28 protein-coding genes and 2 pseudogenes are annotated in these 23,561 nt (G+C 47.3%); 10 read left to right on the forward strand and 20 right to left on the reverse strand.

Translation table 11 applies throughout. The annotated features are described in order from the left end of the window. Positions 1-158 precede the first annotated feature (158 nt). From J2Z70_RS02850 to J2Z70_RS02860, 3 genes and pseudogenes are all read right to left on the reverse strand, one after another. A complete protein-coding gene (locus J2Z70_RS02850) occupies positions 159-1,646 on the reverse strand; it encodes an aldehyde dehydrogenase family protein (RefSeq protein WP_209869336.1) in 1,488 nt (495 codons plus the stop codon). Next, a pseudogene (locus J2Z70_RS02855) lies at positions 1,638-2,720 on the reverse strand (5-methyltetrahydropteroyltriglutamate--homocysteine S-methyltransferase); the annotation flags it as partial. The gene J2Z70_RS02850 and the pseudogene J2Z70_RS02855, both read right to left, overlap by 9 nt. Positions 2,721-2,824: 104 nt before the next feature. Next, entirely contained in the window at positions 2,825-4,033 is a 1,209-nt protein-coding gene (locus J2Z70_RS02860) for a TerD family protein (RefSeq protein ID WP_209869052.1), read from the reverse strand. A 303-nt stretch (positions 4,034-4,336) separates the two neighbouring features. Here J2Z70_RS02860 and J2Z70_RS02865 point away from each other — a divergent pair, with 303 nt between their 5' ends. Both J2Z70_RS02865 and J2Z70_RS02870 read left to right on the forward strand, forming a co-directional pair. Continuing rightward, a complete protein-coding gene (locus tag J2Z70_RS02865) occupies positions 4,337-4,576 on the forward strand; it encodes a hypothetical protein (protein ID WP_209869054.1) in 240 nt (79 codons plus the stop codon). A gap of 55 nt (positions 4,577-4,631) precedes the next feature. Continuing rightward, positions 4,632-6,053 carry an MDR family MFS transporter gene (locus J2Z70_RS02870; RefSeq protein WP_209869056.1) on the forward strand — a complete coding sequence of 474 codons (1,422 nt, stop codon included), beginning with the start codon at positions 4,632-4,634 and terminating at the stop codon, positions 6,051-6,053. 45 nt (positions 6,054-6,098) lie between these two features. On the opposite strand, the pseudogene J2Z70_RS33835 reads toward J2Z70_RS02870, so the two are convergent. Then, a pseudogene (locus J2Z70_RS33835) lies at positions 6,099-6,182 on the reverse strand (DUF2834 domain-containing protein); the annotation flags it as partial. 68 nt (positions 6,183-6,250) lie between these two features. On the opposite strand from J2Z70_RS33835, the gene J2Z70_RS02875 reads away from it, so the two are divergent. Next, positions 6,251-6,472, forward strand: a complete 222-nt coding sequence (locus J2Z70_RS02875; protein ID WP_281068109.1) for an SDR family NAD(P)-dependent oxidoreductase — start codon at positions 6,251-6,253, stop codon at positions 6,470-6,472. 59 nt (positions 6,473-6,531) lie between these two features. Continuing rightward, a complete protein-coding gene (locus J2Z70_RS02880) occupies positions 6,532-6,879 on the forward strand; it encodes a hypothetical protein (RefSeq protein ID WP_209869062.1) in 348 nt (115 codons plus the stop codon). A 42-nt stretch (positions 6,880-6,921) separates the two neighbouring features. On the opposite strand, the gene J2Z70_RS02885 is transcribed toward J2Z70_RS02880, so the two are convergent. Then, positions 6,922-7,281, reverse strand: a complete 360-nt coding sequence (locus J2Z70_RS02885) for a helix-turn-helix domain-containing protein (RefSeq protein WP_209869064.1) — start codon at positions 7,279-7,281, stop codon at positions 6,922-6,924. 132 nt (positions 7,282-7,413) lie between these two features. Here J2Z70_RS02885 and J2Z70_RS02890 point away from each other — a divergent pair, with 132 nt between their 5' ends. Beyond that, positions 7,414-8,052 (forward strand): nitroreductase family protein, encoded by a 639-nt coding sequence (locus tag J2Z70_RS02890; protein WP_209869067.1) that lies wholly within the window; start codon positions 7,414-7,416, stop codon positions 8,050-8,052. Between the two features lie 16 nt (positions 8,053-8,068). On the opposite strand, the gene J2Z70_RS02895 is transcribed toward J2Z70_RS02890, so the two are convergent. Next, positions 8,069-8,404: a winged helix-turn-helix transcriptional regulator gene (locus tag J2Z70_RS02895; RefSeq protein ID WP_209869070.1), complete on the reverse strand. Its 336-nt coding sequence runs from the start codon at positions 8,402-8,404 to the stop codon at positions 8,069-8,071. A 105-nt stretch (positions 8,405-8,509) separates the two neighbouring features. On the opposite strand from J2Z70_RS02895, the gene J2Z70_RS02900 reads away from it, so the two are divergent. Continuing rightward, positions 8,510-8,893, forward strand: coding sequence for a RidA family protein (locus tag J2Z70_RS02900; protein WP_076085715.1), 384 nt, complete (start codon positions 8,510-8,512; stop codon positions 8,891-8,893). 207 nt (positions 8,894-9,100) lie between these two features. Here the strand turns inward: J2Z70_RS02900 and J2Z70_RS02905 are convergent, their stop codons facing one another. Beyond that, positions 9,101-9,541, reverse strand: a complete 441-nt coding sequence (locus J2Z70_RS02905) for a hypothetical protein (protein WP_209869073.1) — start codon at positions 9,539-9,541, stop codon at positions 9,101-9,103. A 30-nt stretch (positions 9,542-9,571) separates the two neighbouring features. After that, positions 9,572-10,369, reverse strand: a complete 798-nt coding sequence (locus J2Z70_RS02910; protein WP_209869075.1) for an APH(3') family aminoglycoside O-phosphotransferase — start codon at positions 10,367-10,369, stop codon at positions 9,572-9,574. A gap of 130 nt (positions 10,370-10,499) precedes the next feature. Here J2Z70_RS02910 and J2Z70_RS02915 point away from each other — a divergent pair, with 130 nt between their 5' ends. Next, positions 10,500-11,348, forward strand: coding sequence for an AraC family transcriptional regulator (locus J2Z70_RS02915; RefSeq protein WP_209869078.1), 849 nt, complete (start codon positions 10,500-10,502; stop codon positions 11,346-11,348). On the opposite strand, the gene J2Z70_RS02920 is transcribed toward J2Z70_RS02915, so the two are convergent. Beyond that, positions 11,322-11,978 carry a nitroreductase family protein gene (locus J2Z70_RS02920; protein WP_209869081.1) on the reverse strand — a complete coding sequence of 219 codons (657 nt, stop codon included), beginning with the start codon at positions 11,976-11,978 and terminating at the stop codon, positions 11,322-11,324. The two genes, J2Z70_RS02915 and J2Z70_RS02920, sit on opposite strands and share 27 nt — an antisense overlap. 111 nt (positions 11,979-12,089) lie before the next feature. On the opposite strand from J2Z70_RS02920, the gene J2Z70_RS02925 reads away from it, so the two are divergent. After that, a complete protein-coding gene (locus J2Z70_RS02925; RefSeq protein WP_209869083.1) occupies positions 12,090-12,452 on the forward strand; it encodes a winged helix-turn-helix transcriptional regulator in 363 nt (120 codons plus the stop codon). A 182-nt stretch (positions 12,453-12,634) separates the two neighbouring features. On the opposite strand, the gene J2Z70_RS02930 is transcribed toward J2Z70_RS02925, so the two are convergent. The 11 genes from J2Z70_RS02930 to J2Z70_RS02980 form a co-directional block, all read right to left on the reverse strand. Further along, positions 12,635-13,537, reverse strand: coding sequence for an MBL fold metallo-hydrolase (locus J2Z70_RS02930; protein WP_245367915.1), 903 nt, complete (start codon positions 13,535-13,537; stop codon positions 12,635-12,637). Positions 13,538-13,580: 43 nt separating this feature from the next. Continuing rightward, positions 13,581-14,597, reverse strand: a complete 1,017-nt coding sequence (locus tag J2Z70_RS02935; protein WP_245367916.1) for an ABC transporter substrate-binding protein — start codon at positions 14,595-14,597, stop codon at positions 13,581-13,583. 57 nt (positions 14,598-14,654) lie between these two features. Next, positions 14,655-15,347: an ABC transporter permease gene (locus tag J2Z70_RS02940; protein WP_245367917.1), complete on the reverse strand. Its 693-nt coding sequence runs from the start codon at positions 15,345-15,347 to the stop codon at positions 14,655-14,657. A gap of 4 nt (positions 15,348-15,351) precedes the next feature. Then, positions 15,352-16,191 carry an ABC transporter ATP-binding protein gene (locus J2Z70_RS02945; RefSeq protein ID WP_209869090.1) on the reverse strand — a complete coding sequence of 280 codons (840 nt, stop codon included), beginning with the start codon at positions 16,189-16,191 and terminating at the stop codon, positions 15,352-15,354. Between the two features lie 29 nt (positions 16,192-16,220). Further along, positions 16,221-16,904, reverse strand: coding sequence for a Crp/Fnr family transcriptional regulator (locus tag J2Z70_RS02950; protein ID WP_209869093.1), 684 nt, complete (start codon positions 16,902-16,904; stop codon positions 16,221-16,223). 370 nt (positions 16,905-17,274) lie between these two features. Beyond that, positions 17,275-17,691 carry a hypothetical protein gene (locus J2Z70_RS02955; protein ID WP_209869342.1) on the reverse strand — a complete coding sequence of 139 codons (417 nt, stop codon included), beginning with the start codon at positions 17,689-17,691 and terminating at the stop codon, positions 17,275-17,277. A 217-nt stretch (positions 17,692-17,908) separates the two neighbouring features. Then, positions 17,909-19,210 (reverse strand): XRE family transcriptional regulator, encoded by a 1,302-nt coding sequence (locus J2Z70_RS02960; protein ID WP_209869095.1) that lies wholly within the window; start codon positions 19,208-19,210, stop codon positions 17,909-17,911. A 103-nt stretch (positions 19,211-19,313) separates the two neighbouring features. Then, positions 19,314-19,646: a chaperone CsaA gene (gene csaA / locus J2Z70_RS02965; protein WP_209869098.1), complete on the reverse strand. Its 333-nt coding sequence runs from the start codon at positions 19,644-19,646 to the stop codon at positions 19,314-19,316. 31 nt (positions 19,647-19,677) lie between these two features. Continuing rightward, positions 19,678-20,001 carry a putative quinol monooxygenase gene (locus J2Z70_RS02970; RefSeq protein WP_209869100.1) on the reverse strand — a complete coding sequence of 108 codons (324 nt, stop codon included), beginning with the start codon at positions 19,999-20,001 and terminating at the stop codon, positions 19,678-19,680. 100 nt (positions 20,002-20,101) lie between these two features. Further along, positions 20,102-20,953, reverse strand: coding sequence for an SDR family oxidoreductase (locus J2Z70_RS02975; RefSeq protein ID WP_209869103.1), 852 nt, complete (start codon positions 20,951-20,953; stop codon positions 20,102-20,104). A gap of 242 nt (positions 20,954-21,195) precedes the next feature. Next, positions 21,196-21,789 carry a TetR/AcrR family transcriptional regulator gene (locus J2Z70_RS02980; protein WP_209869106.1) on the reverse strand — a complete coding sequence of 198 codons (594 nt, stop codon included), beginning with the start codon at positions 21,787-21,789 and terminating at the stop codon, positions 21,196-21,198. Positions 21,790-22,122: 333 nt separating this feature from the next. On the opposite strand from J2Z70_RS02980, the gene J2Z70_RS02985 reads away from it, so the two are divergent. Both J2Z70_RS02985 and J2Z70_RS02990 read left to right on the forward strand, forming a co-directional pair. Beyond that, positions 22,123-22,647 (forward strand): PadR family transcriptional regulator, encoded by a 525-nt coding sequence (locus J2Z70_RS02985; protein WP_209869109.1) that lies wholly within the window; start codon positions 22,123-22,125, stop codon positions 22,645-22,647. Positions 22,648-22,673: 26 nt separating this feature from the next. Continuing rightward, complete coding sequence (locus J2Z70_RS02990; RefSeq protein ID WP_209869112.1) at positions 22,674-23,492, forward strand: SDR family oxidoreductase; 819 nt, start codon at positions 22,674-22,676, stop codon at positions 23,490-23,492. The last annotated feature ends 69 nt before the right edge of the window (positions 23,493-23,561 follow it).

The following is a 23,561-nucleotide window of genomic DNA, read 5'->3' on the forward strand; positions in this document are numbered from 1 at the left end:
TTAATGATATCAGGTTTCTCCAAAAAACTGCCCGTTCTTATTTCAATGGCTTCCGTCTTTATTACTACCGGGTAACTCACTCTAGTTGCCAACGCAAAAAACACCTCCAAGGATCTCTCTATCTTACGACAGAGCTCATTCTCTTGAAGGTGTTTTGTTCACTCTGGGATATAAGGAAGATCCAGTGTCTTCGGAACATTGATCACATGCAGCTCTGTATACGTACGGATGCCCTCTGCGCCGTATTCACGGCCAATCCCGGACTGCTTGAAGCCACCGAACGGGAACCGGACATCGAGCCCTTGCACAGCAGCTGTATTGATCATGGTCGTTCCCGCTTCGAGCTGACGTGCGACCAAGACGGCCTCCTCTTCCCGCCCCCAGACCGAGCTCGTCAATCCATAGATGCTCTCATTGTGCAGATGAATCACCTGCTCTACATCGTCGAATGGCAGAATTGGAACGGTAGGACCAAACTGCTCCTCCACCACAATCGGATCATGGTAATCGCAGTCCAGAACAAGCGTCGGCTGTAGGTAGTATCCTTGTTCAAACTGCTGTTGGTCCAGAATCTGGCCGAGCGGAATGACCTTAGCTCCGCGCTGGCGTGCATCTTCAATCAGACCCTGCACGTAATTCTTCTGCTTCAGGTTATTCACCGGACCTACTGTCGTATTGGCATCAAAGGGATCACCGATGCGAATCCAGCGGTTAGCCGCCTCAATATATTTTTCAACAAAAGCATCATAGATAGAACGGTGAACATATACACGTTTGGCGATCATGCAGATTTGGCCTGTGGTCAGGAAGTTGGAGATGACAATCCGGCGCATGGCCCGCTCATCTTGAACATCAAAGCTATCCAGGAAGATCGCCGCATCATTGCCGCCCAGCTCCAGCGTCATATCCTTAATCGTTTCCGAAGCTGCTTTGATGATGTGCTTGGCAGTTGCGGTTCCGCCTGTGAAGGCGATTTTGGCGACAAGAGGATTACTAGTCAGCTCAACGCCTACATCTGCATCCCCATGAACGACATTGATGACACCCGCCGGGAACTCGCCTGCGATCAGCTCTGCTACCTTCGCCGCCGCCAGTGGCGCAAACGGACTCGGTTTGAGCACAATCGTATTGCCCGCAAGTAAGGCAGGAGCAATTTTAATCGTAGATAACGCAATCGGATAATTCCATGGACTGATCGCTGCCACCACACCCATTGGATCATAGGACAGGATGGTTGTACCATGGTCATGCTCCTGGACCTCTTCCTGTAGGACGGATGCAGCTTCATTACAAGCGAACTCCATCCACATTAACGAGACATAAATCTCACCATGGGCATCATACAGGGGCTTGCCATGCTCTCTGGACAGCAGATGGACAATTTCCGGCTCAGCTGCTCTGATCTTCTCTATTGCCTTACGCATCCGGGTAATACGTTCATCAATCGAGGTCTTCTTCCATATTTTAAAAGCTTCTGCCGCCGCTTCAATCGCTTCCACCGCTTGTTCCTTCGTAGTGACAGGGAAATAGCCTACGATTTCAGCCGGGTTCGCCGGATTCTCTTTGGCTGACTGCGAAAGGGAGGGCACATGGTGACCATTAATGAAGGCCTCCACAACAACGGTCTCTTGGTCTGCCTTCCACACTTCTTCGGCAATTTCCTTCACATAACGAAGCTTGCGCCACTGTTGTTCTTCCGTAAGAATATTGCCTTCCTCTGTAGAGGAGAAGCCGCATTGCGGGCTCAAGCACAACTGCTCAAGGGGCACATAGGTTGCTGCTTCGGCAATCCGGGCTTTAATGTACTCTTTATCTTCTAGTTCGCCTGTTTTGGATGTGAGCAGACCCAGCACGATTTTCAAATCCGGCCGGTTCACATATTTCAGTGGCTCGAAGCTGCCTGAACGCTCATCATCAAATTCCAGGAATAAGCCATCTACGTCTAAGCCTCCAAAAATGACCTCAGAAGCATAATCATAACCGCCGCTTGAGAAGTAGTTGGATTTATAGTTGCCCCGGCAAATATGCATAGTCACCACTAAGTCTGCCGGTTTATGAGCCAAGGTTTCGTTAATCATGCGCTGCATGATCTTGAGCTCTTCCGCCGGTTCCAGCCCCTTTGCCCGCAACTTATCGTGACCCGCTTCTGAGAAAAGGTCTGCCCATGCTGTATCATCCAGTTGCAAGTACCGGCATCCGGCATCATAGAACGCTTGAATGGCTTTTTGGTACGCCGCAATCGTATCTTGAAGGAATTGCTCCCGGTCGTTATAACTATTGGCCCCAGGCTCCAGCCGGTAGATCAGCATGTTGGGACTTGGAATGGTTTGCTTCGCTACGGCGTCACCTGCATGCTTCAGCAAAAACTCAAAATGCTCCACAAAGGGATGGCTCGAGAAATCAACCTTACCCACCACACGAATGCCGCCCTTGCGGGTCTGCATATTATGGAACTTGGGTCCGTCGATCTCCTCATACAGCTCTACGCCGTCTAGGCCGCCCAGAAAGTCAAAATGCCACCAGCTTCTGCGGAATTCCCCATCCGTCACTGCGAATACGCCATTCTCCTTCTGCTGCTCAATAATCCGGATAATCTCTTGATCTTCCACCGCTCTTAGTGCCTCATATGTGATGTTGCCTGCTTTATATTGTTCACGCGCCTGGCTTAAGTTCGCAGGACGCAGGAAGCTGCCTACATGATCATTGCGAAAGGGTATCATCGCTACATCTCCTTACAACTTTTTAGTGTACTGAGTATAGCATGAGGGCAAAGAATGCAGGTTATATGAAAAAGGCATGATTGGTCATAGCTTTTCGCGATAACCTATTTATAATCATTTAAAGGTCCTTGATCCATGATCACTTCTACCATATTGGAGTCCCCTACCTTAAGAATCGGCCTATACTCTGAATTTGGACTACTGTAAAGCTCTAATGGACTTATCATTACGCCAGCTGGCGTATTATGAAGTATCCCGGGTACACAGGTATAGATCGTATCATTATTATTTGCATTCTTGGCGGAGATCGTAACTGAGGTTCCATTATGATTATCTATACTCATGGACACCTTATATCTGTAAAATGAACCGGTTCCATTGGATTGCGCTGAATAAACTACAGGAACAACCGCAAGAACATCATCTCTTAGTCTTAACTTGATGACCTCTGTCTTCTTTGATTTTTTACCTCTCCCCACATCGCCCATATGCTCAACTGTCCCTTTACCATAATTTTTGAGGGGAGGTGTTCCCGTTGCACCAAACATAGCTACATCAATCTGCTTTCCATCCTTTGTATAGACTAAAGCATAAATGTCATAATCCGTTCCAGTCTCCCAAGATACCGTAGCCGTAATTTCTGGTGTTTTCTCAATGATAACCGGCTTCTGCCCTTTATCGAGATTGATCTTACCCTTTACCTTCTCAAGGTTGATGGACATAGCCGAACCAGGTTCCTTTGATACAGGCTCTTGAATGATCTGAGGTTTAGAATGCTCACTTGGCTCATCCGCTTCTACTTCAACACCATAGTTTTTGCATAACCCTTCAAGCCCGGAATCAAATCCGCGCCAGATTGATTTTACCTTGGTCTGCCCGTTCCTTAGATATAATTCAAGCACTACAATTCCATTCTCGTTCGTGAAACTGGATGGGGATAAGTGAATAATCGTATTTTGCGTACATATCTCTGCTGCCAGATTCTTCACATTCGCGAATCCTGTGCTGTTATCCTCTGTCAGAGTTACAGCTATTTTGGTTATACCTTCAGGGACCTTATCCATGTCGAAATTCAGCTTATAAACTTTGGTATTACCGGCTTGCTCGGCTGGTAAAAGCGTGGCTACACCTGAGGAACTTGTGGGCTGATTATAAAAGATGATTCCGCTATCTCCTTGCACCTTATCAGCATCCGTTAAGAGGAAGGCTGTTAAAGAAACGTCTACCAGAGTAGAGATTTCGTGGCTAATCGTAATGCTACCTTTTGCGGCACTTAAAGTTATATTTGCTCCCATTTGCAGAAATTGATTCACTCCAACCACTCCAATCCATTTAATGGCTCGTGCTGTCTCAATAATATTAACACAGGGAGGAAATACTTGGGATATAAAACTATAAAGGGCCCCGTTGAGTTAACCGGCACGTTATAATACTCCCCTAATCGCGTCCCGTCAAGAAATAATTTGAGAATGAGCGGCATAGCGAGGGAGACCCCCTTATGTTATTAAAATAGGAATGGATTTCCGAGTATGCAGAGTGATATCGCTTTTTCCATTTGAGACGGTGTCACGTAAAATAGTCTTCAGATTAATGAGAAATACGGAAGGGAGATCTGTATGAATAGCGTGGACAAAATCAGATTTTTACTCTTTTTCGGGGAAGAGCCCGAGGCAGATTGTTACGGGTATATGGAACGGAATCAGGATGGCCATAGAATCGCCCTCTACAATAGTAATGGTGAGGAGATCGATATGTATGGCGGACATCAATTTGTCAGGGTACAGGCGCTTGGCAAATTTGATGATGAAGACCGCGATAATTTCTACTCCTTATTAGAAGGTGATGGTGTAGGATAATCTGCACAATCAGACAGGTGAAGATTTGGTAATGAATATTCTCTGGAGGTGGAAGATGAACGAACAGGTTCAAGAGACAAGCAGAATGAAGAGTGGGGCGATGCTAGCCGCCCTGCTCATCGGTGCGTTTATTGCGTTCCTTAACGAAAATTTACTTACTAATACTTTTCCCGGATTAATGCGTGAGTTCAACGTTACCGCTTCAACCATACAATGGTTATCTACCGGTTATATGCTGATGATCGGCATACTGGTGCCGGTGACCGCATTGCTGCAGCAATGGTTCACGACTCGCCGGATGTTTATGTCCGCAATGACGTTATTTTTAGCAGGTACCTGCTTGTGTGCAGTCTCCCCTGGATTCGAAGTCTTGCTGATAGGCAGGGTTGTTCAGGCTTGCGGGACAGGATTATTGATTCCGCTGATGATGAATACAATTCTTGCCCTTTATCCTCCAGAACGCAGGGGGGCTGCCATGGGTCTCATGGGGCTTGTCATCATGGTCGCCCCTGTCATCGGACCGGCTTTGTCAGGTTTGGTTATCGATACCTTGGAGTGGCGGTGGCTGTTCTACATGGTGATTCCTGTCGTGTTGTTTTCAATTATTTATGCATTCATAAATTTAAAGAATGTTACAGAAATAACAAAACCACGGGTCGATCTTCTATCCATTGTGATGTCAACCATCGGGTTTGGTTTTATCACCTACGGTTTTAGCCAGACCGGTGTCGGGGCTAGTCCTGGGAGTTACAGTTTGATTGCTATAGGCGGGCTCTTCTTGCTCTTACTTATTTGGCGGCAACTCAAAATTAAAGAGCCTTTGATTGATCTTTCCGTATTCCGGTATCCCGCTTTTTCTTTGGTAGCTGTATTGATAGTGGTGCTCATGATGGTTTTATTCGCCACCACGACATTGCTGCCGATCTATATGCAGGATGTGATGCAGTTAACGGCCTTCGGGACAGGGTTACTTCTGATGCCAGGCTGTATTTTGAACGCAATACTGATGCCTGTAACGGGAAAATTGTTCGATAAATTCGGGCCGAGATTCGTCATAATGCCCGGACTGCTCATGATCGCCCTATCACTGTGGCTGTTTGCCGGTATCGATAGCGATACAACCCGAGGCTCCGTTCTGTTCAATCATGTCCTATTATTCTTAGGCATATCGTTTGTCGTCATGCCGGCTCAGACAGCAGGAATGAATCAGCTTCCGCGTCACCTGGTCCCCCACGGCACAGCCATCTACAATACGCTCCAACAGATTGCCGGGGGAATTGGCATCGCTTTGTTCGTAGGCATCATGTCATCCAGAGCCAATCGTTATCTTCACCATTCACCTGATCCCGCTGCGATTCAAGATAGAGCACACAGTATTGTTGCCGGTTTGCAAACGGTTTTTGGGATTGAATGTATTCTCACAATTCTTGTTTTGGTGCCAAGTTGGTTTATCACTGGCCGTCAGCAACAGAAATAAGGGAAGACCCATTGAAGGACCTACCAGTAGCGTACCTGCAATCGGCATCCATAAAAACTTCATTCTCTTTCTGGTGCCTTCTAACAAAATGAATCCCATAAGCACGATCGCTGTAACCAAAACATCCATCCATGCAAAAGCTCCGATACGCCATGCTGCCACATTTCCGGTCGAATCAAAAAGGGACCTTCCCTACAATGTCTATGCATCATTCGTCCAAGTTTGCAGTAGAGGGGTTTTCTGAGTCCGTATCTTATGAATCGGCATCCCAAAATATCCAAGTAAAGTTGATTGAACCCGGTGCTATTCATACGGACTTTGGTGGAAGATCCATGGAATTCTTTTACGCCTCGCCTCCAGAAATCGTTGCCGAAACCATATACCAAAACCTCCATTATGAATTGATTGAAATGTTTTGAAGGATAATGAATTGATTGAACGAATACATTAACCAAGAAATATATGAAAGGAAATAATCATGAAAATAATAACTTTATGTGGCTCTACAAAGTTTAAAGAGGCCTTCGAACAGGCCAATGCATTCCTAACCCTTCAAGGAAATATTGTAATTAGCCTCGCCTTCTTTGAGCAAAGTGAAGGATTTGAAATCACTGAAAAACAAGCTGAACTCCTTGGAAATCTCCATTTTAGAAAAATCGATATTTCTGATGAAATATTTGTAGTAGATGTGAATGGTTACATTGGAAGTAGCACAAGAAGAGAGATTGAATATGCCAAAGAAAAAGGGAAAGCCATTCGTTACTACTCTAATGGTGAGATTTCTTCAAATGTATTGCGAACGATGAAACCTAATGAGCTTATTTAACTTACTTGTAATATGGCTGCCCCGCCAATTAAACAGGAAATCTTATTGAGATTTACATCCGGTCTGAAAATGCGCCTTGCCCTCTAGCACATCACCCAAAAACTTTTGGGATGCATTCAACTTGGCTTCTAACTCCTGGATTTCTTTGATTTTCTCCTTTACCAATGCTTCCTTCTTAATATACGAGCTCTCATTGATCAGTAAAACTATGTCCTGGATCGTTAAACCTAAAGTGAGTAGCATTCTCACATCCTGCAAATAGGTGACCACTCCTTCATCGTATACGCGGTAATTATTTTCATCCCTCGAAATAAACTGTTCAGGAATCAACTGTTTACGTTCATAGAAGCGCAAGGTGGATATGGGTAATTCCGTCAGCCTGGAAACTTCATTCGCTCTCATATTCTGCTCCTTCTAAATCAATCATTCATTTATATTTGCTATAAACCAAGGTTCATAGTTCAAAATAAAAATATGATAACCCGGGGCAGCGCTACTGTCAAAATAATGGGTTACATCAGAAGGAGTGCATTTATGCTGGAATCTATTCAAAATAATGATTTTGTCAACATTCTAACCGGCCGCCGTTCCATACGACAGTACGATGAGGACGTCAAAATTTCGGAGGAAGAGCTGCACGCTATGATTCAAGAAGCAAGCCTTGCGCCCTCTTCTGCGAATATGCAGCCATGGCGTATAATCGTGGTTCACTCCCCTGAAGGGAAAGACAAGCTTCGGCCTCTGGTCCAGTTCAATACGCGGCAAAATGATACATCTGCGGCGATGCTCATCATTTTGGGAGATACGCAGAGCGATTTATATGTAGAGAAAATCTATGATACTGCTGTGGAGCAAGGAAAAATGCCCAAAGACATACGCGACAAGCAGGTTGCGCAAATTCTGGGCATGTATCCGCAAATACCTAGAGAATTAAAGATCGAAATTGCCAAAATCGATGCAAGTTTATTCGCGATGCAACTGATGCTGGTAGCCCGTGCCCATGGGTATGATACCAATCCGATGGCAGGCTTTGAACGCGACCAGGTCGTTAGCGCCTTTGATCTGGATGTCAACAGGTATGTTCCAGTCATGATCTTATCCATTGGCAAGGCCAAAGATGAGGGCCATGAGTCCGTGCGGCTGGGTAGCGAGGAAATCACCTTTTGGCGCTGATGTGAATGTATGAACCTCACCGGTTCTGTGCTCCCCACTCGCACAGCTGCTCCAACACAGGTAGCAAGGTCTGCCCTTTCGGTGTCAGCGAATACTCCACTTTGGGCGGAATCTGCGGATACTCCACGCGCTTCACCAGCCCGTCAGCCTCCAATTCCTTAAGCTGCGCGCTGAGAACCTTGTATGTCACCGCTCCGAGCTGTCTCTGCATTTCATTGAATCGAATCGAGGGTTTGGCGGACAGCACATACAGAATCGCCATCTTCCACTTCCCGCCGATCACCGACATCGTATAACCGAATGGTGTGTCTTGGATCACCGTCTCTTTGCCCTTCAAATCTGAAATGCCCATGTTCACGCTATCCTTTCGGATAGTAGCCCACTTCTTTGTGCGTACTATCCCTTTATTTTTGCTCAGTCTATAATAGCTTTACTTTGAAGTAAAGGGGCTAAAGCAATGACAACCATTCGAACATACAACCATACCCTCTGGGATCACGGGATTTCGCAGGGGTACCTTGTCGACAACACGCTGTATATCTCGGGACAGTTCTCCCATGATGCGGAGGGCAGCTTCGTTGGAGCAGGCGATATTCAGGCACAGATGACACAAACGCTGAAGAATTTGGATACCGTGTTACAAGAGTTCGGAGCGACCAAGGATAATCTGGCTTACGTGGAGCTGTATCTGACGAATGCGCAGGAGCACGGGGAAACCGCGATCGGACTGTTCAAAAAGTATGTCGGAGAGCATCGGCCGGCGGGGAGCATGATCGGGGTGACTTACCTGGCATTCCCGGAACAGTGGGTAGAGGTACGGGCTGTGGCGCATGTTGGTTAAGAAAAAGAGAGAGGGTTCAACTAAACAACGCTACTGGCAGAGTAATGTCAGTAGCGTTTTAGAATTTGCGGAATCTCTCCATCAGAGTAGTAGCGGATGGCCTTACCCGGTTCATAGGAATATCCTTCCTGAGCCGTTTTAGATGTTTTTCAGGTAACCGGTACACTGTTCGAATTCTTGCTGAAGCTTGGTTAACCACTTGCCCAGTTACGGAAAATCCAACTCATCATCGATGATACGGAATATCTCCCTACTCCGCACCGGATAACGGGCATCCAGTTCCTCCCACTTCCGCTTCGGTAAAATCAAAAATTCGTGCGTATCCGAAAAATATGAGGCCTCAAAAAGCCGGATTTCGTATTTGTCCCGGATCAGCTCCTGAAAGCCGCGAATCGTGATGTAGCGGTCATCTCCGCTAAAGGTAAGCGCAATCGAATGCATTTGTCCATTGTAGGTAACATCCAGTCCTTTGTCCGTAGGCGTCACCTCGACCGTTTCATCGGGAAGCTGTTTACCGAACAAGCGGACGATCTCCTCGTCCTCCTCTCCCCAATCTACAATGACGCTGTTCGCAAAAACAAATTGCTGCAGCTGTTGATCATCTCCTTCGAATAGCAATGTCAGCTCGCTGTCGCTTGGCATCCTCATCCCCGTATCCTCCTTGTGTTCACTTAATGATCAGGCCCAAACCAAATGCTCTACAACTTGGTAGAATCTTATTTTTGCATAATCAATCTCTGATACACCATAGGATGAAAAAAATAATTTGACCCATTGCTCGCCGAAGTTTCTGATAATGCTCTTCTCAGCTACTGCCAAATCATAATAACGGTCCGCAATCCCGCAATTTCCCAGATCGATAAATCCACTTATAGAGTCATTAGCAATAATGATGTTTGGCAGGCTGTAGTCACCATGTGTGAATACTAAATCTTCTTTGAGTTCCCGAGAATAATTGTTGACTTCAAGCAGCAACTTTTCAACATTGTCCTCACCAAATCTTCTTTGCAGCTCCGTTGAGTCAAATTTGTTCCCTCTACTAAACCTGTACTGGATAGTGCTCATCAACTGTTCAAATGAATGATCAAAAGGACAACCTTCAATTGAAACTTCATGAATTCTCCGAAGACCTTGTGCCAATAAAGAGATCATCTTTTCTGTATTTGAAGAAAATTGCTTATTGGAAGCTTCGACGCCTGGCAATTCAAGTGTTAATAAATACTCATAATTCCCGATTACACCGAAATCAAGAACCTCCGGAACAGGTAACTTATTGTATAACCACAATAACCTTTGGGCTTGTCTTTCTAAAGATTCGGCCTTACCGACTTCCTGAATTTTCAAATACTTATTTAATCCACTTTTACTCTGAATATAATAAGTCCTCGCCGTATTTACCCAAATCAATGAAGCTGCGTCATCTCCAACCAACTTAAGGAATTCAAAGGGTACTGCATCTTTTTCTCCAAAACTCATAATGTTCACCTCTATGGCTCAATCAATATCGTTTCAAAATACATATCATATTCCTGCAAACTTAGGCAAGTATTGCAGGGTATTTCAATGATAGCTGCTGTATAGTAATTAGTGAAAGGCAGGTGAGTATATGGATTGGTTAAACAGATTTAACAGCGCAATTGATTATATAGAAAGTAACCTTGATAACGAAATTAACTATTCTTATGCTGCAAAAATTGCTTGCTGCTCCGAGTTCCACTTTTCGCGAATGTTCTCATCTTTAGCCAATGTTACCCTCGCTGAATATATTCGTCGTAGAAGGCTTACTAAGGCGGCTTTTGAAGTACAGAAACATAGTGCAAAGATTACTGATATTTCTATGAAATACGGATATAGTTCCCCTGATGCTTTTACAAGAGCCTTTCGCCAATTGCATGGCGTTACACCTGCATCCGTTCGTGAAAGCAATGTTCAGTTGAAAGCATATCCTCGCATGTCCTTTCAGATTACCATAAAAGGAGTCACTGAGATGGAGTATCGAATTGAAAATATTGATTGTAACCTCCGTTTTGCAGTTAAAAGGGAAACGGTAAAAACTGAAGATGCTTTTAATACGGTTCCGCAATTGTGGGCCACAGCACAATCAAATGGATTTCTTCAAAAGCTGATAGACATGTCCTGGGAAAATCCAAAGTGCCAACTTGAAGGGTTACTTGGTATCTTTGGTAAAGACGCGGCAATTAAAGAGGATACCTTTGATTTACTCATGGGGTGTAGGTATGACGGAAATATACCGAACGATATGGAAGAACTCATTCTTCCTCCCTCTGTATTTGCTGTTTTCCCCAACGATAACGTTAATGCTGGGCAGCGCTTATATACAGAATGGCTTCCTACATCTGGATACGAGCTTGCCAATCTCCCTTGTATAGAGAATTTTTTGGCTCCAGGAGACAAAATAGAGCAGGAATTATGGGTTCCCATCATTGCCAAGTAGCAACGAAGGTACCCTATCTATAAACGTTATATCCTCAATATCATGTCTTACAGTGGAATGACCCTCTTGAATCCCTCTGCCCACACTTAATAACATAATGTCTTCATAATGCTGGGGAATATTGAGCTCTTCGAAAAGAGCAGCTTTATCATAACCTGACATCGTGATGGTCTGGTAACCTTTTTCGTTCAAAATAAGGACTAAGGCCATTGCAGCCAGACTGCCATCGCGGACCAGCTCTTTTAAATAATCTTGATTAGACATGTTTCGATAATAACCAATGGCTGCATTTGTTAAATACGTTTTAGTCTCTTGAGTGAAATAACCTTTCTCCAAAGCCTTGTCTTGAATAGCATAGATATTCTCAGCATGAAAAGTACGGTAATCCCCCAAGATCAAAATCAAATAGCTTGAGGTTTCAACCTGCTCCTGGTTATATGCAAGTGGTTTAACTTTGGCGCGCAACTCCTTATCTTCGATGAGTAAATAACGTGTACTCTGAATGTTATTTCCATTGGGTGATTTGGCAGCCAGTTCAATCGAATCAAGTATTTCCTTTCTTTCAATCGTATAGTTTGGATCATAATGTCTGACTGATTTCCTTTTTAGAATAATATCTTGCAGACTCATTTTAACGCCTCCCATATCTTAGATTTGTTATAATCATATTATCTGGAGCGTATACAATTGAAAATACTGCACTTTATAGTCACTAGGTTACTTCAAAGTAAGGAGGATCTCATGAATACAATAAATACAGGATTTGATGTGGTACAAAATATCATTAGTGGTAAATGGAAAAGCATTATTCTGTATCAATTAGGATATGAGCAAAAGCGTACAAAAGACTTACTCAAGATTTGTGAAGGCGTCTCACATAAAGTTTTAAACGAACAATTAAAGCAAATGCAGCAGGATGGATTAGTGCATCGCGCGGTACATGCAGACGAGGTTCCCATTAGAGTAGAATACTCAATATCAGACTATGGCCGGACATTCCTTCCATTATTAAAAGAAATGTGTGATGCTGGCGATAACCATCTTAAAAGAGAGGGGATCACCGCAGGTAATAATACAATCTGTGAACATTCTAAATCACTGTGATCGATAACCATGAAACCCTTTTAAGACCTTACGTAAATGAAAATAAATGAAAACAGCACCATACTCTTCACTAATGAAGAACATGGCGCTGTTAATATTTCGCAGTTATGCGACTGAAGAGGCATTGGTAGCTAGATTTAGTATCATCTTTGGGTTACCTATGTTCCTCATCTGATTGTCCGCTACTTTAATTCGAAGACCATCAAGTCACGGCCGACTGTGATCGGACCGGCGTAAATTCCGGCCATCCCCTCGATATACGCTTCCTCGGCCGCCTTATTCGCCACCGGGGCAGGAATATGATGCGTGAGCAAGAGATGCTTGACTCCAGCCCGTTGCGCGATTCCCGCTGCTTCCAGCGTCGTCGTATGATACTTCGCGGGATTTGACAGCGCCTTCCCGTGCTTCGGATATTGCCTGATTAGGGCGTCAAGCCACGACTTGTTGTACGCTTCGTGAACAAGCAGATCTGCCCCGGCCGCATGCTTCTCCGTGTTGGCCACCGGAATTGTATCACCGGAGATAACAACCGTCTTGCCGTTATACTCGAACTTGTAAGCGATAGCCGGATAGACCGGGCGATGGTCCACTTCGAAGGCGGTAATTCGGATGCCGTCCTTATCATAGATAACACCTTCGTTGCATTCCGTATACTCGATTAGTGAGCCCGCTTCATCCGACAGGTTATAGCTGATTCTTAGATTGACGTCGAACTCAAAGGACTCCCGCATTTTGCCGATGATCGTCTTCGTCGTCTCTGGTCCGTATACCTGCATGGGCACTGAACGACCTTCGAAGACATGCTCTGCGGTAATATGTGTGCGCCAGCTCGTGATGAACAAGTCGAAGAATCCGCCGTTATGATCATAATGGTGATGGGTGAACAGGACATCCGATATCCGCTGAGGCATGATCCCCGCTTTGATCAGTTGGTCCACCGTAGAGCCCCCGCAATCGACGAGGAATGTCTTGTCTCCCGCGAGCACCGCTGCTCCGGGCTTCGCTCGCCCATAGAAGGCACGGGGAGAACCCGTCCCAAGCAGAACGACGGTCAGGTCCGGGTGGTAGTCTGGCCTCAGATTCATTTGTGGCTGGATATACATCGCTGTCAGTCCTCTCCTCTACGTTTTATTTGCCTTCTTGTATCTCCTTCAACAGCGACAGATCGTACAGGCCTGCCAGATCCAATCCCTCTGCTCCGACTCCCTTGATATAACCGGCATCCACCGCAACCTGCGCCATTATCTTCAAGGCATCTTGGTCGATGTTCATCGTCAGATGTAAATGGGCCAGCGTGGCCTTGATCAATTCAGCGTCCAGGCCCTTGCCCGTCAGTTCCTTTAACTCATCGCTGACGAGAGAATACGTATCATCAGGACTATCCTTAATGAACTTGATAGCGTCCTCGTTGGCCAGAAGAACGGATTTGGCCAGATCCCTATGATCCTTCAAGAAGCCGTCGCCAGATACGATAATCGTAAGTGGATAATTCCCCTTGTTCGGCGGAATCTGATCCCAGTCCATGACGATATCACCGATGCCTTCGTTCATGATCTGAGTACCCCACGGCTCCGGCAATAGCGCCGCATCTACCTGACCTTGCTTCATGGCTGTCAGTGTATCCGCTGGAGCCATTGCAATAAGCTGAACTCCGCTCTTGTCTGCCGACACCTGTAGACCCTGCTCCTGAAGAAGCAGACGCAGAGAGATTTCGTTCGTGCTCCCCTTGGTCGGGATGGCAACCAGCTTGCCAGCCATTTCCTTGACACTTGTTACACCGGAGCCCTTCCTCGCCACCAGTACGGCGCCGCCGTTATTTGCTCCTGACAGAATCCTGATATTCTTGCTCCTTATATATTGGTTGATTACCGGGCTTGGCCCGACGTAGCCGATGTCGATCTGGCCTGTCGCCATTGCGGTCGAGAAGTCAGAGCCGTTGCTAAAGCCCTGAACTTCGATCTTCACATTAGCGCCAAGACGCTCTTGCAGATAACCCTTCTTGATCGCTACGAAGGCCGGGGCATGGGTCACGTTCTTGAGCACGCCGAGCTTCACCGTAATGGGATTGTCCGACTTGGAGCTGCTGTTACTCCCCAGGCCAGGGGTGCCGCAGCCGGACAACAGAGTCAGAATCAAAACGATCATAAGACTCGAATAAGCCACTTTTCTATACATGCATCTTTCCCCTTTTCCTGGTTGAGCTTAAGTTTTGGCAGTATTTAGACCGTACTGGGTCCAGATCCTGTCCTCTATACGTTTGAAGACGAGGTGGTCGGAGATCGTGCCCAGAATGGCGATCACCAGCACGATACAGAGCATTAGCGAGGTGTCACCCAGGCTTCTCCCCTCCTCCAACAGCTGCCCCAGACCGATTCCGCGCGCAATGAGCTCACCGGAGACGAGTGCCCGCCAGGCGAACGCCCAGGCCATGCGCATGCCTGTAATGAGCTGCGGTATGGCTGCGGGGATCATCACTTGGTACAAAAGCCGGAACCCGCGGCCTGTTCCGAACATTTGCGCCGACTGCAGATAGATGGGAGGAATGTTCTTGATCCCGCTCCTGCTCGCAATCGTCATTGTCCACGTCGCCCCAATCGTCGTAATGAACACTACGGCGAAGTCATTCAGGCCGAACCATATAATGGCGAAAGGCAACCAAGCGATACTCGGAACCGTCTGCAGCGCAACGACGACAAATCCGAATGTCTCGTCCAGCAGCCGGCTCCGGGCGAACAGGACACCGAGTGTCATGCCGATGACGCACGAGAGGACAAACGCAATGAGGATTCGCCTCAAGCTGCCGAGCGTCGCTTCAAGCAGCTGCCCATTCGCCATTCCCTCGTAGAACGTATGAACCGTCTGCAGCGCTGACGGGAATCGCCAGCCCCAATCCATTGCTCTATATGCCGTCTCCCAGATTATCAGCAGTAGGATAAGAAAGAGGGCTTTTCTCCAAAATGTAGTCATTGCCGTATTCCTCCTTCGCCACTTTCTCCAGCTCAGCGGCCAACGTATCCATGATCTGACTCTCGATATGGTGCAGCAGGGAATCACCAGCCTCTCGCGGCCGTGCCGCCTGTACGCGGAACTCCTTCTTCATCCGTCCCGGCCGGGTGGACATGACAAGCACTCTGTCTGACAGTGTGACCGCCTCCCGGATGTTATGCGTGATGAACAGTATGGTCTTCCGCGTGTTCAGCCAGATCTGCTCCAATTCCTTATGCAGCAGTAGCCTCGTCTGTTCATCCAGTGCAGCAAACGGCTCATCCATGAGCAGAATCTCAGGGTCCATGACGAGCGCCCGCGCTATCGCAACCCTCTGCTTCATCCCGCCCGAAAGCTCATGGGGGTAGCGGTCTGCGAACTTGCCTAAATGAACTGTCCGGATCTGCTCCATGGCCCGCTCACGGCGCTCCTTCTTTGGGATTCCCTTTTGCTTAAGGCCAAATGCGACGTTCTCCAGCACGGTAAGCCAAGGATACAATGCATGGTCTTGAAATACGACGATCCGATCAGGCCCTGGAGCTGTGACTTCCTTGCCGTTTGCTTCGACACGGCCGAGATCTGCCCGCTCCAGCCCCGCCACCAAGTTAAGCAGTGTAGACTTGCCGCAGCCGGAAGGGCCGAGGATCGAGACGAACTCCCCCTTTCCAACCTCGAAGTCGATGTCCTGCAACGCAGTGTAGCCCGCTCCACCCCGTTGGCCGAACGTCTTACCTACTCCTTCTACCTTGATCATGTTCCCGCCCCCCATGGCTCTCTTCATCGTTACAAGTGCTGCTGGAATTCGTCTGTATCGTGGATGACAACCCTCTTCTTCTCATAGCGGATGCTGCCTTCGTCCCGCCATCGGCCCAATGTCTCCGTAACCGTCTGCCTGCTGCAGCCGATGACAAAGGAGAGCTCCTCATGGGTAAGCGAGAGCGTCACGACCGTCTCCTTCCCCACACGAGCTCCGAGCTGTATTAATAGTTGCGCCAGCCTCCAGGCAACCGGCCGTGAAATCAGCGTCTCTACATACCGCTGTGTCTGCAGCAGACGATGGGCGTTGGCTACCGCCAGCGCGTAAAGGGCATCCGGGTGACTTTTCAGCAGGCCGGTGAATTGGGAAGTCGGAATCGAGAGAATACAGCTGTCCGTGATACATCGTGCATAGCGTTGCCTCTTCTGCCCCGTCAGCACCTCGGCCGCACCAAATACCTCTCCTTTTTGCCGCAGGAACAAGGTAATGCTCTGGCCCTCTTGCGCAAACTGCGAGATCTTCACCAATCCGTCCTGAACGAAATAGATCTCCTGACTTTCTTCCTCGCTCCTGAAGATATAGGCGTTCTTCTTCATGCCGCGAGAAGTGCCATATTCCTGAAAGAGCTTCGCTAACGCGAGTTGCTCGGCTTCGCCGTTAACCGTTAACGCTCCTCCCCAATAGGAGGACATTCCCTCATCCTGGTCCATCGTCGCTGCACTCCTCTCTGGCTTTTGAATAATTCAAAGTTTACCTATCGGTATTTAATATTATATTTCATAGCTTATAACAAAAAAAGTCGGCAAGCCGACAAATGATCAGGTGTATCCTTGTTTATTTTTGGTTTTATCCGTAATCTATACATTTGCGTGGGCTGCATCACTGCTTTATGAAAGCAAAAACAAAAGGAACGGTATCCCATTGGGTTACCGTATCCTGCGCAATCCAGTATACTAAAACGCTACTGACAGCGGTTTGTCAGTAGCGTTTTAGTATTTTGAGAATTCTTGAAACTTTCCTTATCATTAATAATGGAACGCGGCTCAATCCGCCTTTCCACAGAACTGCTCCTCACAACTTCTACGGCAGCAGTCCCATATACATAAGCTCGGACGGATTAGCCGGGTTGTGGCCCAAGCCGACTCGATCTCCCGCGCGCGGAATTTGGATTTTTGATACGAGTGTTTCCAAAGTCTTCTGATACGTGCTTCCATCATTCTCCGTCACGTTCAACACGAGGACGACGATCGGATCGAAATTGATGAGCTTTCCGGTATCCGTCACGGATATGACGATGGCAGTTGCGCTAAGCGGAACGGTGCCGCTCGATGCCAATTGCGCCTGTTTTGCCGTATCCAGACTTTGGTTGATCAGATCCCTCTGTTCTTTGGAGACCATAGTTTTCATAACCAGCCCCGACATTCCTTTGTTCATTAGCTTTTCTGCCTGCTCCAGACGATCCTGTGGTTCCTTCTTCTTTCCGAACAATCCCCACATACGCTTCACGCCTCTCCTCGTTTGATTTGTCGTTGTATTTCCAATGTATACGATTGCCAGTAAACCTGACAATAGTATCAGCGACATACAAACAAGTGAGGGATAGCGCGGGTTTTCCTTCCAATTTACGCTGCGTTTTTCCCCAAATAGGGCTTTCTTGCAAAACTGCGGGCCTCAGACGTTATTCAAGGCTCCACTTGGTTCAACATTTTTGTATTTAAACCTGACGGGAAGGCCCTCCCCCGCCGTTATTCCTTAATAGATACACCAGCTTCCGATAATACATGGACGATTCCTTATAGCGGCGGCCTTCCTCACACACGACCGCCAACGCTTCATACAGCTGCTCAAGACGCATTGAATGCTGGTTGGATTCGAAATAAGGCAAGCATTCCAGCGCGCGGTTCTGAAATCTCTCCATGTCCCCTTGGGACAGCGCCAGCTGGCTCTCATAGAAAGCCAACGCCATCTCTTGATCCGTATTGGTTCCGGATATTCGCAACCGCTCAATCCCTTGCAGGAGCAATCCCCAATTTTTCTGGGCAAAAGCGGCCTCACACCGATAAATGGTCGTAACCGGCTCAAGCTTCTTCCGGGTTCCCTCCGGCTCATTGGCGATCATCGCCTCGAAACGGGCGATTTCGTCCAACGCTTTATCCAGTTCTCCAGTCATCGTCAGCATAACAATCCGGTTGTTCATAATCGTCGTGACCACATCGCCCGGCTGCTGCAAATAAACGAGATTGGCTTCGGCCATCGAAAGCGAATGCAACGCTTCCTGCACAAGGCCCACCGCGAAACAATAGCCGCTGTATGCTACATACAGGCCGGATAGACGGTGAAACAGCCGATCATCGACGACTTGCCGCATGGTCTGCTCGAATACCTGTTTCGCCTGCTCGAACTGCTTCAGCAGGATGCATGCTTCCATCCTGATATTTTGCGCCATCAACCATACTTCCGTCCCCGGTTCCACAAGCCCGCTTAAGCGGTTCACATCATTCAGCACATCGTAGTAACGGCTTTTGGAGCGGAAATACTGGATTTTGTACAGCAGAAGCGCTTTTTTTAAGGGTACCGGCAGATCAACTTCGTCGGGCCTTCCGTACTTCTCCAAATAATGATTCAAGTAGGACTGATGCAAGTAGTCGTAAGCGGTCAGATCGTTGATTTGCTGATAGTATACGGCTTTCATAAGGGCAGTCGTCAACTCTACGACGAGCGCATCATCCCGATCGTCCAGAGCATCCACGTAGCTATCGGATACCGCCCCCCCGGACATCGTCTGGAAAATGTGCTCCGCCCGCTGCAGTGCCTGCTCATCGGCAGTTGCTGCGGCAGTCAAATAGGTGACGTGGACGCCGAGACGCCCTGCGATATGCTCCGACAAATCGTCCGCCAACGGGTACCTGCCTGCCAAAATGTTGGCAAAATGGGCCTGCGTAACGAGTCCCTCCACGAGGTCTTTCCTCGATATTTGCTTCTTCTTGCACAGAAGCTCGATGCGTTCCTTGAGCATAAGATTCTCCTCTGCCCTTTCTTCAGTTATTCATATAAGCAAGTATACTATAACTTTTTAGGGATCAACATTTTAAGGCTGAGTCGCTCTTAGAGTCTTATTTTCACGCAATAGAAGTACCATTAGGTATTTCAATATCCGGCTTTAATAGAATAACATCTCCTTTTTCCGGGACTCCTCCCAACACTAATACTTCCGATTTGAATCCCGCAATGCGCCGGGGAGGGAAATTGACGATTCCTATAATTTGCTTTCCTACAATTTCATCAACTCTGTAACGCTTAGTTATTTGTGCACTTGAGGATTTCATCCCGATTTCCGGTCCAAAATCAATCTTAAGCTTGATCGCAGGGATCTTTGCTTCTTCAAAAAACTCCGCTTCCTTAATCGTTCCGACACGAATATCCAGTGCTGCGAAATCATCGATCGTTGCCAACGTTGTGCCTCCTCTACTAAATTTTTTTGTTTTACTGCGCTGGACGGAATGGCTGCAGGAGCCGAATCCCTTCCTCAATGGATCCCTCCATCATGTCCAAGAGCTGGGGCACCAGCTCCTGCATCCGGGGGGCGCTCAGGTGCCGGTCGAGGGCATCCCGGTTCTCCCAGCGCTCGTAGATGATGAATGTGCCCGGCTGGCCTTCTACCTCATAAGCCTCGTAGTCAATGTTACCCGGGTCGTTGCGCGACGGGGTGACAGCAGCAGTCATAAATGCCTTCATCTCGGCTTCTCTTCCTGCCTTAGCTCTCGCCTCCCAGAGTACAGTAACGTAACGGTTCTTTGTATCGTTCATGCTAATTCCTCCTAATTTATTCACCCAAAGCTTTTGTTATCGAATTCGGATACTGTGTAATGGAGTCCATAAGGATAACAGTATCTTCGTGAAACGCCCGTTACTGCAGCTTCATCTGGCTGCGGAGCATCCGGTCGAGGACTTTGTCCGGGAGAATACGGACCAGCCGGGTCAGCAGTGCCGAATCACGGCCAGCCGTATAGCGGGTGCGTGGCTTTCTTGCGTGGATTGCGCGTGAAATCACTGCTGCCACCTTCTCAGGGCGGATACCGTCCTTTGCCCATGTTTCAGCCTGAGCCTTCACGGCGTCAAACAGACGATCATGGCGCCGGTGCTGGTCCGGGGTCATCAACCTGGACAACCGCTCCGCTGTTGTAATTCCTTGCTCCGACAGGCCAGTGCTGACCCCCCCCGGAGTAATCATGATAACCTTGATTCCAAACGAGGACATCTCCCTGCGAAGGCTGTCATTGATCGCTTCCATCGCATACTTCGCAGCCGAGTATATTCCGAATCCAGGCATGGAGACCTTGCCGCCAACGGAGCCGATATTGACCACGCGTCCGCCGCTGTTCAATAAGGCCGGGGTGAGCGCCTGAATAACTGCGACCTGTCCGATCACGCTGACTTCAATCTGACGGCGCAATTCATCAAGCGGAACCATCTCGAGAGGCGCATTAACAGCGATACCGGCATTGTTAACTACTGCACGCAAAGGGCGGCCAAACGGATCTTGCTCCACCCGTTCGGCCAGCGTCTTAAGTGTGCCGACATTGGTAACATCGACGATCACCGGCTCGATATTATTGCGTTTGATTTTGTCGGCGTCTTCCTGACGGCGAACACCCGCCAATACGTGAAATCCTTCAGTGGCGAGCTGCTCTGCGGTAGCCCTCCCGATGCCGCTGGACGTACCTGTGACGACGACCAGTTCTTGAGTATTAAGTGACATCGTACCCCTCCTGAGTTTGATAAGATATGGATCGCTGTATAGCACCGCTATACGAATATTATAGCGCCGCTATACAAAGTTGTCTATAGCGGTGCTATATATTTTTTCGAAGTGTTATCCTTGGGCCTGGACATTGGTTTGGCGGGCATTGCATGATGCACTCGACGCACACGAAATACCCTGGCAAAACATAAAAAAGATCGCCCTCCTCCTGAAGGTCCAGGTTGGATAGGCGATCTTTCTTATATATCTTCTACATTAGGGCTTTGCCTGAAATCTCCAGGCTCTGTCAAAATGATCTGCATTACGCTTTCCCGAATAAGATCAATAACGTCGGGTTGGGGCGGGGGTGACTTACGAAACTGGGCCGTCACATACAGCCAAGCGGCCGTATTGGCGGAAGCCCAGACCAGATCTGCGGCTGCTTGAGCGGACACAGCCAGTTTGCCCTCGGCGGCGACTCTCTGAACATTTTGCACTAGGGCTTGGTGCGATTGATCTGCCGCCTCGATATGGGCGCCCTCGAGCAACCGCCCCATCATCGCCGCATAAATCCGGGGACGGGCAGCCGCGAAGCGGACATAGTCATCCCATCCTTGACGAAGAGCCATCTCTGAAATGGTGGACTCCACTGCGGTAATCTTACTTTCAAATAATTGTTTGAATGCTTCCACTATAGCTGCACTCAGGAGTCCATCGGCACTGCCGAAATGGTGGTAGAGTGTAGGAGCCGTAACCTGCGCGATCGCAGTTACAGCCCGCGTCGAAAATTGGGCTCCGCCCTCCTCCTCAAGTACCTTAAGAGCAGCCGCCAATATTTTGTCATATGTGTTCATACGCCTATTATAGCAGCGCTATACTCGTATGTCCATGATGAACGCTTATCCGCTCCCGCTGAGATAGCGATAATGCCCCCAACCTATCATTGCCCCCATCTTGTCCGTTATTACTATAATGCGGGAGTTGGGGATGGATTCCAACACATGTACAAGTGCATCCGCAAGTGAGAATTGGCGGTTAAAATCTTTTCGGTTGAATGCTTATTAAGCGCGGAGGTTGTATTCGCCCAATAAAACGTTATATATCTAATGAATATATATTGACTTGATATATATCAAGATGATATATTGTGATATACAAATTTCCCCAACCTATAAGGAGGCCGAATTTTGAACAGTCAGGATGTTATTTTAGGCATACTTATGAAAGAAGCGTCGACTGGGTATCAAATAAAACAGTCATTAGAAAATGTATTCTCTAATTTCTATAGTTCCAGTTATGGAACGATCTATCCCACTCTTGCCCGAATGGAAAAGGATGGGTTAATCACTAAGGAAAATGTGCTCCAGGACGGTAAGCCTAATAAGAATCTTCTAACTATAACGCCTAAAGGCAGAGAATGTTTTAACGCCTATTTACTAGGCCCGCTAGAAGGAGACAGCATCAGGAAATCCGATTTTATGATGAGGCTTTATTTTGGTGAATTCGTTGGATATGACAAAGTGATTGCTTGGTTGAAGCAAGCTCAAGAGGAATCTCACACAAAATTAGATCAATTACTTGAGCAATATTCGCTTTATAAAGATGAAATGCATCCAGCACAGATCATCTGCATCCAAATTGGGATAGAAGAATATAAAGCTAAACTTGCAACCATTGCCGAGGGATTGGTAAGCCTGGAAAAGTTAGTGTAAGAGCAGAATTTATAGGAGGAATGGTTATGAATACAATTTTTATCACGGGTGCTTCATCAGGCATTGGGAGAGCAACAGCAAAGCATTTTGCTGAAAGAGGATGGAACGTAGTAGCCACGATGCGTTCACCTGAACAAGAAACTGAGTTTATTACACTGGATAATGTGTTGGTGCTAAGGCTTGATGTTGAACAAGAAGGTACTATTCAAACTGCGTTAGCGGAAGCGATTGAGCGGTTCGGTACTATTGATGTTCTTCTCAATAATGCCGGATATGGAACAATGGGTCTAATAGAAGCCGCTACGGATGAACAGATTAGAAGACAGTTTGAAGTGAATGTTTTCGGTCTGATCCGTATGACTAAAGCCATGCTGCCACATTTCCGGTCTAATCAAAAAGGGATGCTGATCAACATCTCTTCTATGGGAGGAAAAGTTACCTTTCCTACGATGTCTCTGTATCATTCGTCCAAGTTTGCAGTGGAGGGTTTTTCTGAGTCCGTATCTTATGAATTAGCATCACAAAATATCAAAGTAAAGTTGATTGAACCCGGTGCTATTCATACGGACTTTGGTGGAAGATCGATGGAATTCTTTTTTGATGATGCGTTAACAGACTACAAGCTATTTACTGCTGCGTTTCGGGCTAAATTGGGTGATATGGAAAAACAACCGGCCTACGCCTCGCCTCCAGAAATGGTTGCCGAAACCATATACCAAGCGGCCACAGACGGCACAAGTCAATTCCGGTACATCGTCGGAGATGATGCAAAGATGCTCATTCAGATGAAAGAAAATACGGATGAAGAAGAGTATTTAACTAATATCGCCCAGCATTTTTCTTGAAAAGAGAATAAGTGCCTGATTTTCGGCTATGGACGTGGTTAGCAAGAGGTATACTATACTCATCCTAAA

It is taken from the genome of Paenibacillus silagei (assembly GCF_017874735.1).
In the GTDB taxonomy this organism is placed as follows: domain Bacteria; phylum Bacillota; class Bacilli; order Paenibacillales; family Paenibacillaceae; genus Paenibacillus_AQ; species Paenibacillus_AQ silagei.

Excerpts from the sequence above, each read along its gene's own strand:
- J2Z70_RS02950 (WP_209869093.1), bottom strand. The coding sequence starts at position 16,904 with ATGGACCAGGATGAGGGAATGTCCTCCTATTGGGGAGGAGCGTTAACG.
- J2Z70_RS02880 (WP_209869062.1), top strand. The coding sequence starts at position 6,532 with ATGAAAATAATAACTTTATGTGGCTCTACAAAGTTTAAAGAGGCCTTC.
- J2Z70_RS02885 (WP_209869064.1), bottom strand. The coding sequence starts at position 7,281 with ATGAGAGCGAATGAAGTTTCCAGGCTGACGGAATTACCCATATCCACC.
- J2Z70_RS02905 (WP_209869073.1), bottom strand. The coding sequence starts at position 9,541 with ATGAGGATGCCAAGCGACAGCGAGCTGACATTGCTATTCGAAGGAGAT.
- J2Z70_RS02890 (WP_209869067.1), top strand. The coding sequence starts at position 7,414 with ATGCTGGAATCTATTCAAAATAATGATTTTGTCAACATTCTAACCGGC.
- J2Z70_RS02990 (WP_209869112.1), top strand. The coding sequence starts at position 22,674 with ATGAATACAATTTTTATCACGGGTGCTTCATCAGGCATTGGGAGAGCA.
- J2Z70_RS02870 (WP_209869056.1), top strand. The coding sequence starts at position 4,632 with ATGAACGAACAGGTTCAAGAGACAAGCAGAATGAAGAGTGGGGCGATG.
- J2Z70_RS02895 (WP_209869070.1), bottom strand. The coding sequence starts at position 8,404 with ATGGGCATTTCAGATTTGAAGGGCAAAGAGACGGTGATCCAAGACACA.
- J2Z70_RS02900 (WP_076085715.1), top strand. The coding sequence starts at position 8,510 with ATGACAACCATTCGAACATACAACCATACCCTCTGGGATCACGGGATT.
- J2Z70_RS02960 (WP_209869095.1), bottom strand. The coding sequence starts at position 19,210 with ATGCTCAAGGAACGCATCGAGCTTCTGTGCAAGAAGAAGCAAATATCG.
- J2Z70_RS02955 (WP_209869342.1), bottom strand. The coding sequence starts at position 17,691 with ATGTGGGGATTGTTCGGAAAGAAGAAGGAACCACAGGATCGTCTGGAG.
- J2Z70_RS02910 (WP_209869075.1), bottom strand. The coding sequence starts at position 10,369 with ATGAGTTTTGGAGAAAAAGATGCAGTACCCTTTGAATTCCTTAAGTTG.
- J2Z70_RS02980 (WP_209869106.1), bottom strand. The coding sequence starts at position 21,789 with ATGAACACATATGACAAAATATTGGCGGCTGCTCTTAAGGTACTTGAG.
- J2Z70_RS02970 (WP_209869100.1), bottom strand. The coding sequence starts at position 20,001 with ATGAACGATACAAAGAACCGTTACGTTACTGTACTCTGGGAGGCGAGA.
- J2Z70_RS02865 (WP_209869054.1), top strand. The coding sequence starts at position 4,337 with ATGAATAGCGTGGACAAAATCAGATTTTTACTCTTTTTCGGGGAAGAG.
- J2Z70_RS02920 (WP_209869081.1), bottom strand. The coding sequence starts at position 11,978 with ATGAGTCTGCAAGATATTATTCTAAAAAGGAAATCAGTCAGACATTAT.
- J2Z70_RS02935 (WP_245367916.1), bottom strand. The coding sequence starts at position 14,597 with ATGATCGTTTTGATTCTGACTCTGTTGTCCGGCTGCGGCACCCCTGGC.
- J2Z70_RS02930 (WP_245367915.1), bottom strand. The coding sequence starts at position 13,537 with ATGAATCTGAGGCCAGACTACCACCCGGACCTGACCGTCGTTCTGCTT.
- J2Z70_RS02915 (WP_209869078.1), top strand. The coding sequence starts at position 10,500 with ATGGATTGGTTAAACAGATTTAACAGCGCAATTGATTATATAGAAAGT.
- J2Z70_RS02925 (WP_209869083.1), top strand. The coding sequence starts at position 12,090 with ATGAATACAATAAATACAGGATTTGATGTGGTACAAAATATCATTAGT.
- J2Z70_RS02940 (WP_245367917.1), bottom strand. The coding sequence starts at position 15,347 with ATGGATTGGGGCTGGCGATTCCCGTCAGCGCTGCAGACGGTTCATACG.
- J2Z70_RS02975 (WP_209869103.1), bottom strand. The coding sequence starts at position 20,953 with ATGTCACTTAATACTCAAGAACTGGTCGTCGTCACAGGTACGTCCAGC.
- J2Z70_RS02875 (WP_281068109.1), top strand. The coding sequence starts at position 6,251 with ATGTCTATGCATCATTCGTCCAAGTTTGCAGTAGAGGGGTTTTCTGAG.
- J2Z70_RS02945 (WP_209869090.1), bottom strand. The coding sequence starts at position 16,191 with ATGATCAAGGTAGAAGGAGTAGGTAAGACGTTCGGCCAACGGGGTGGA.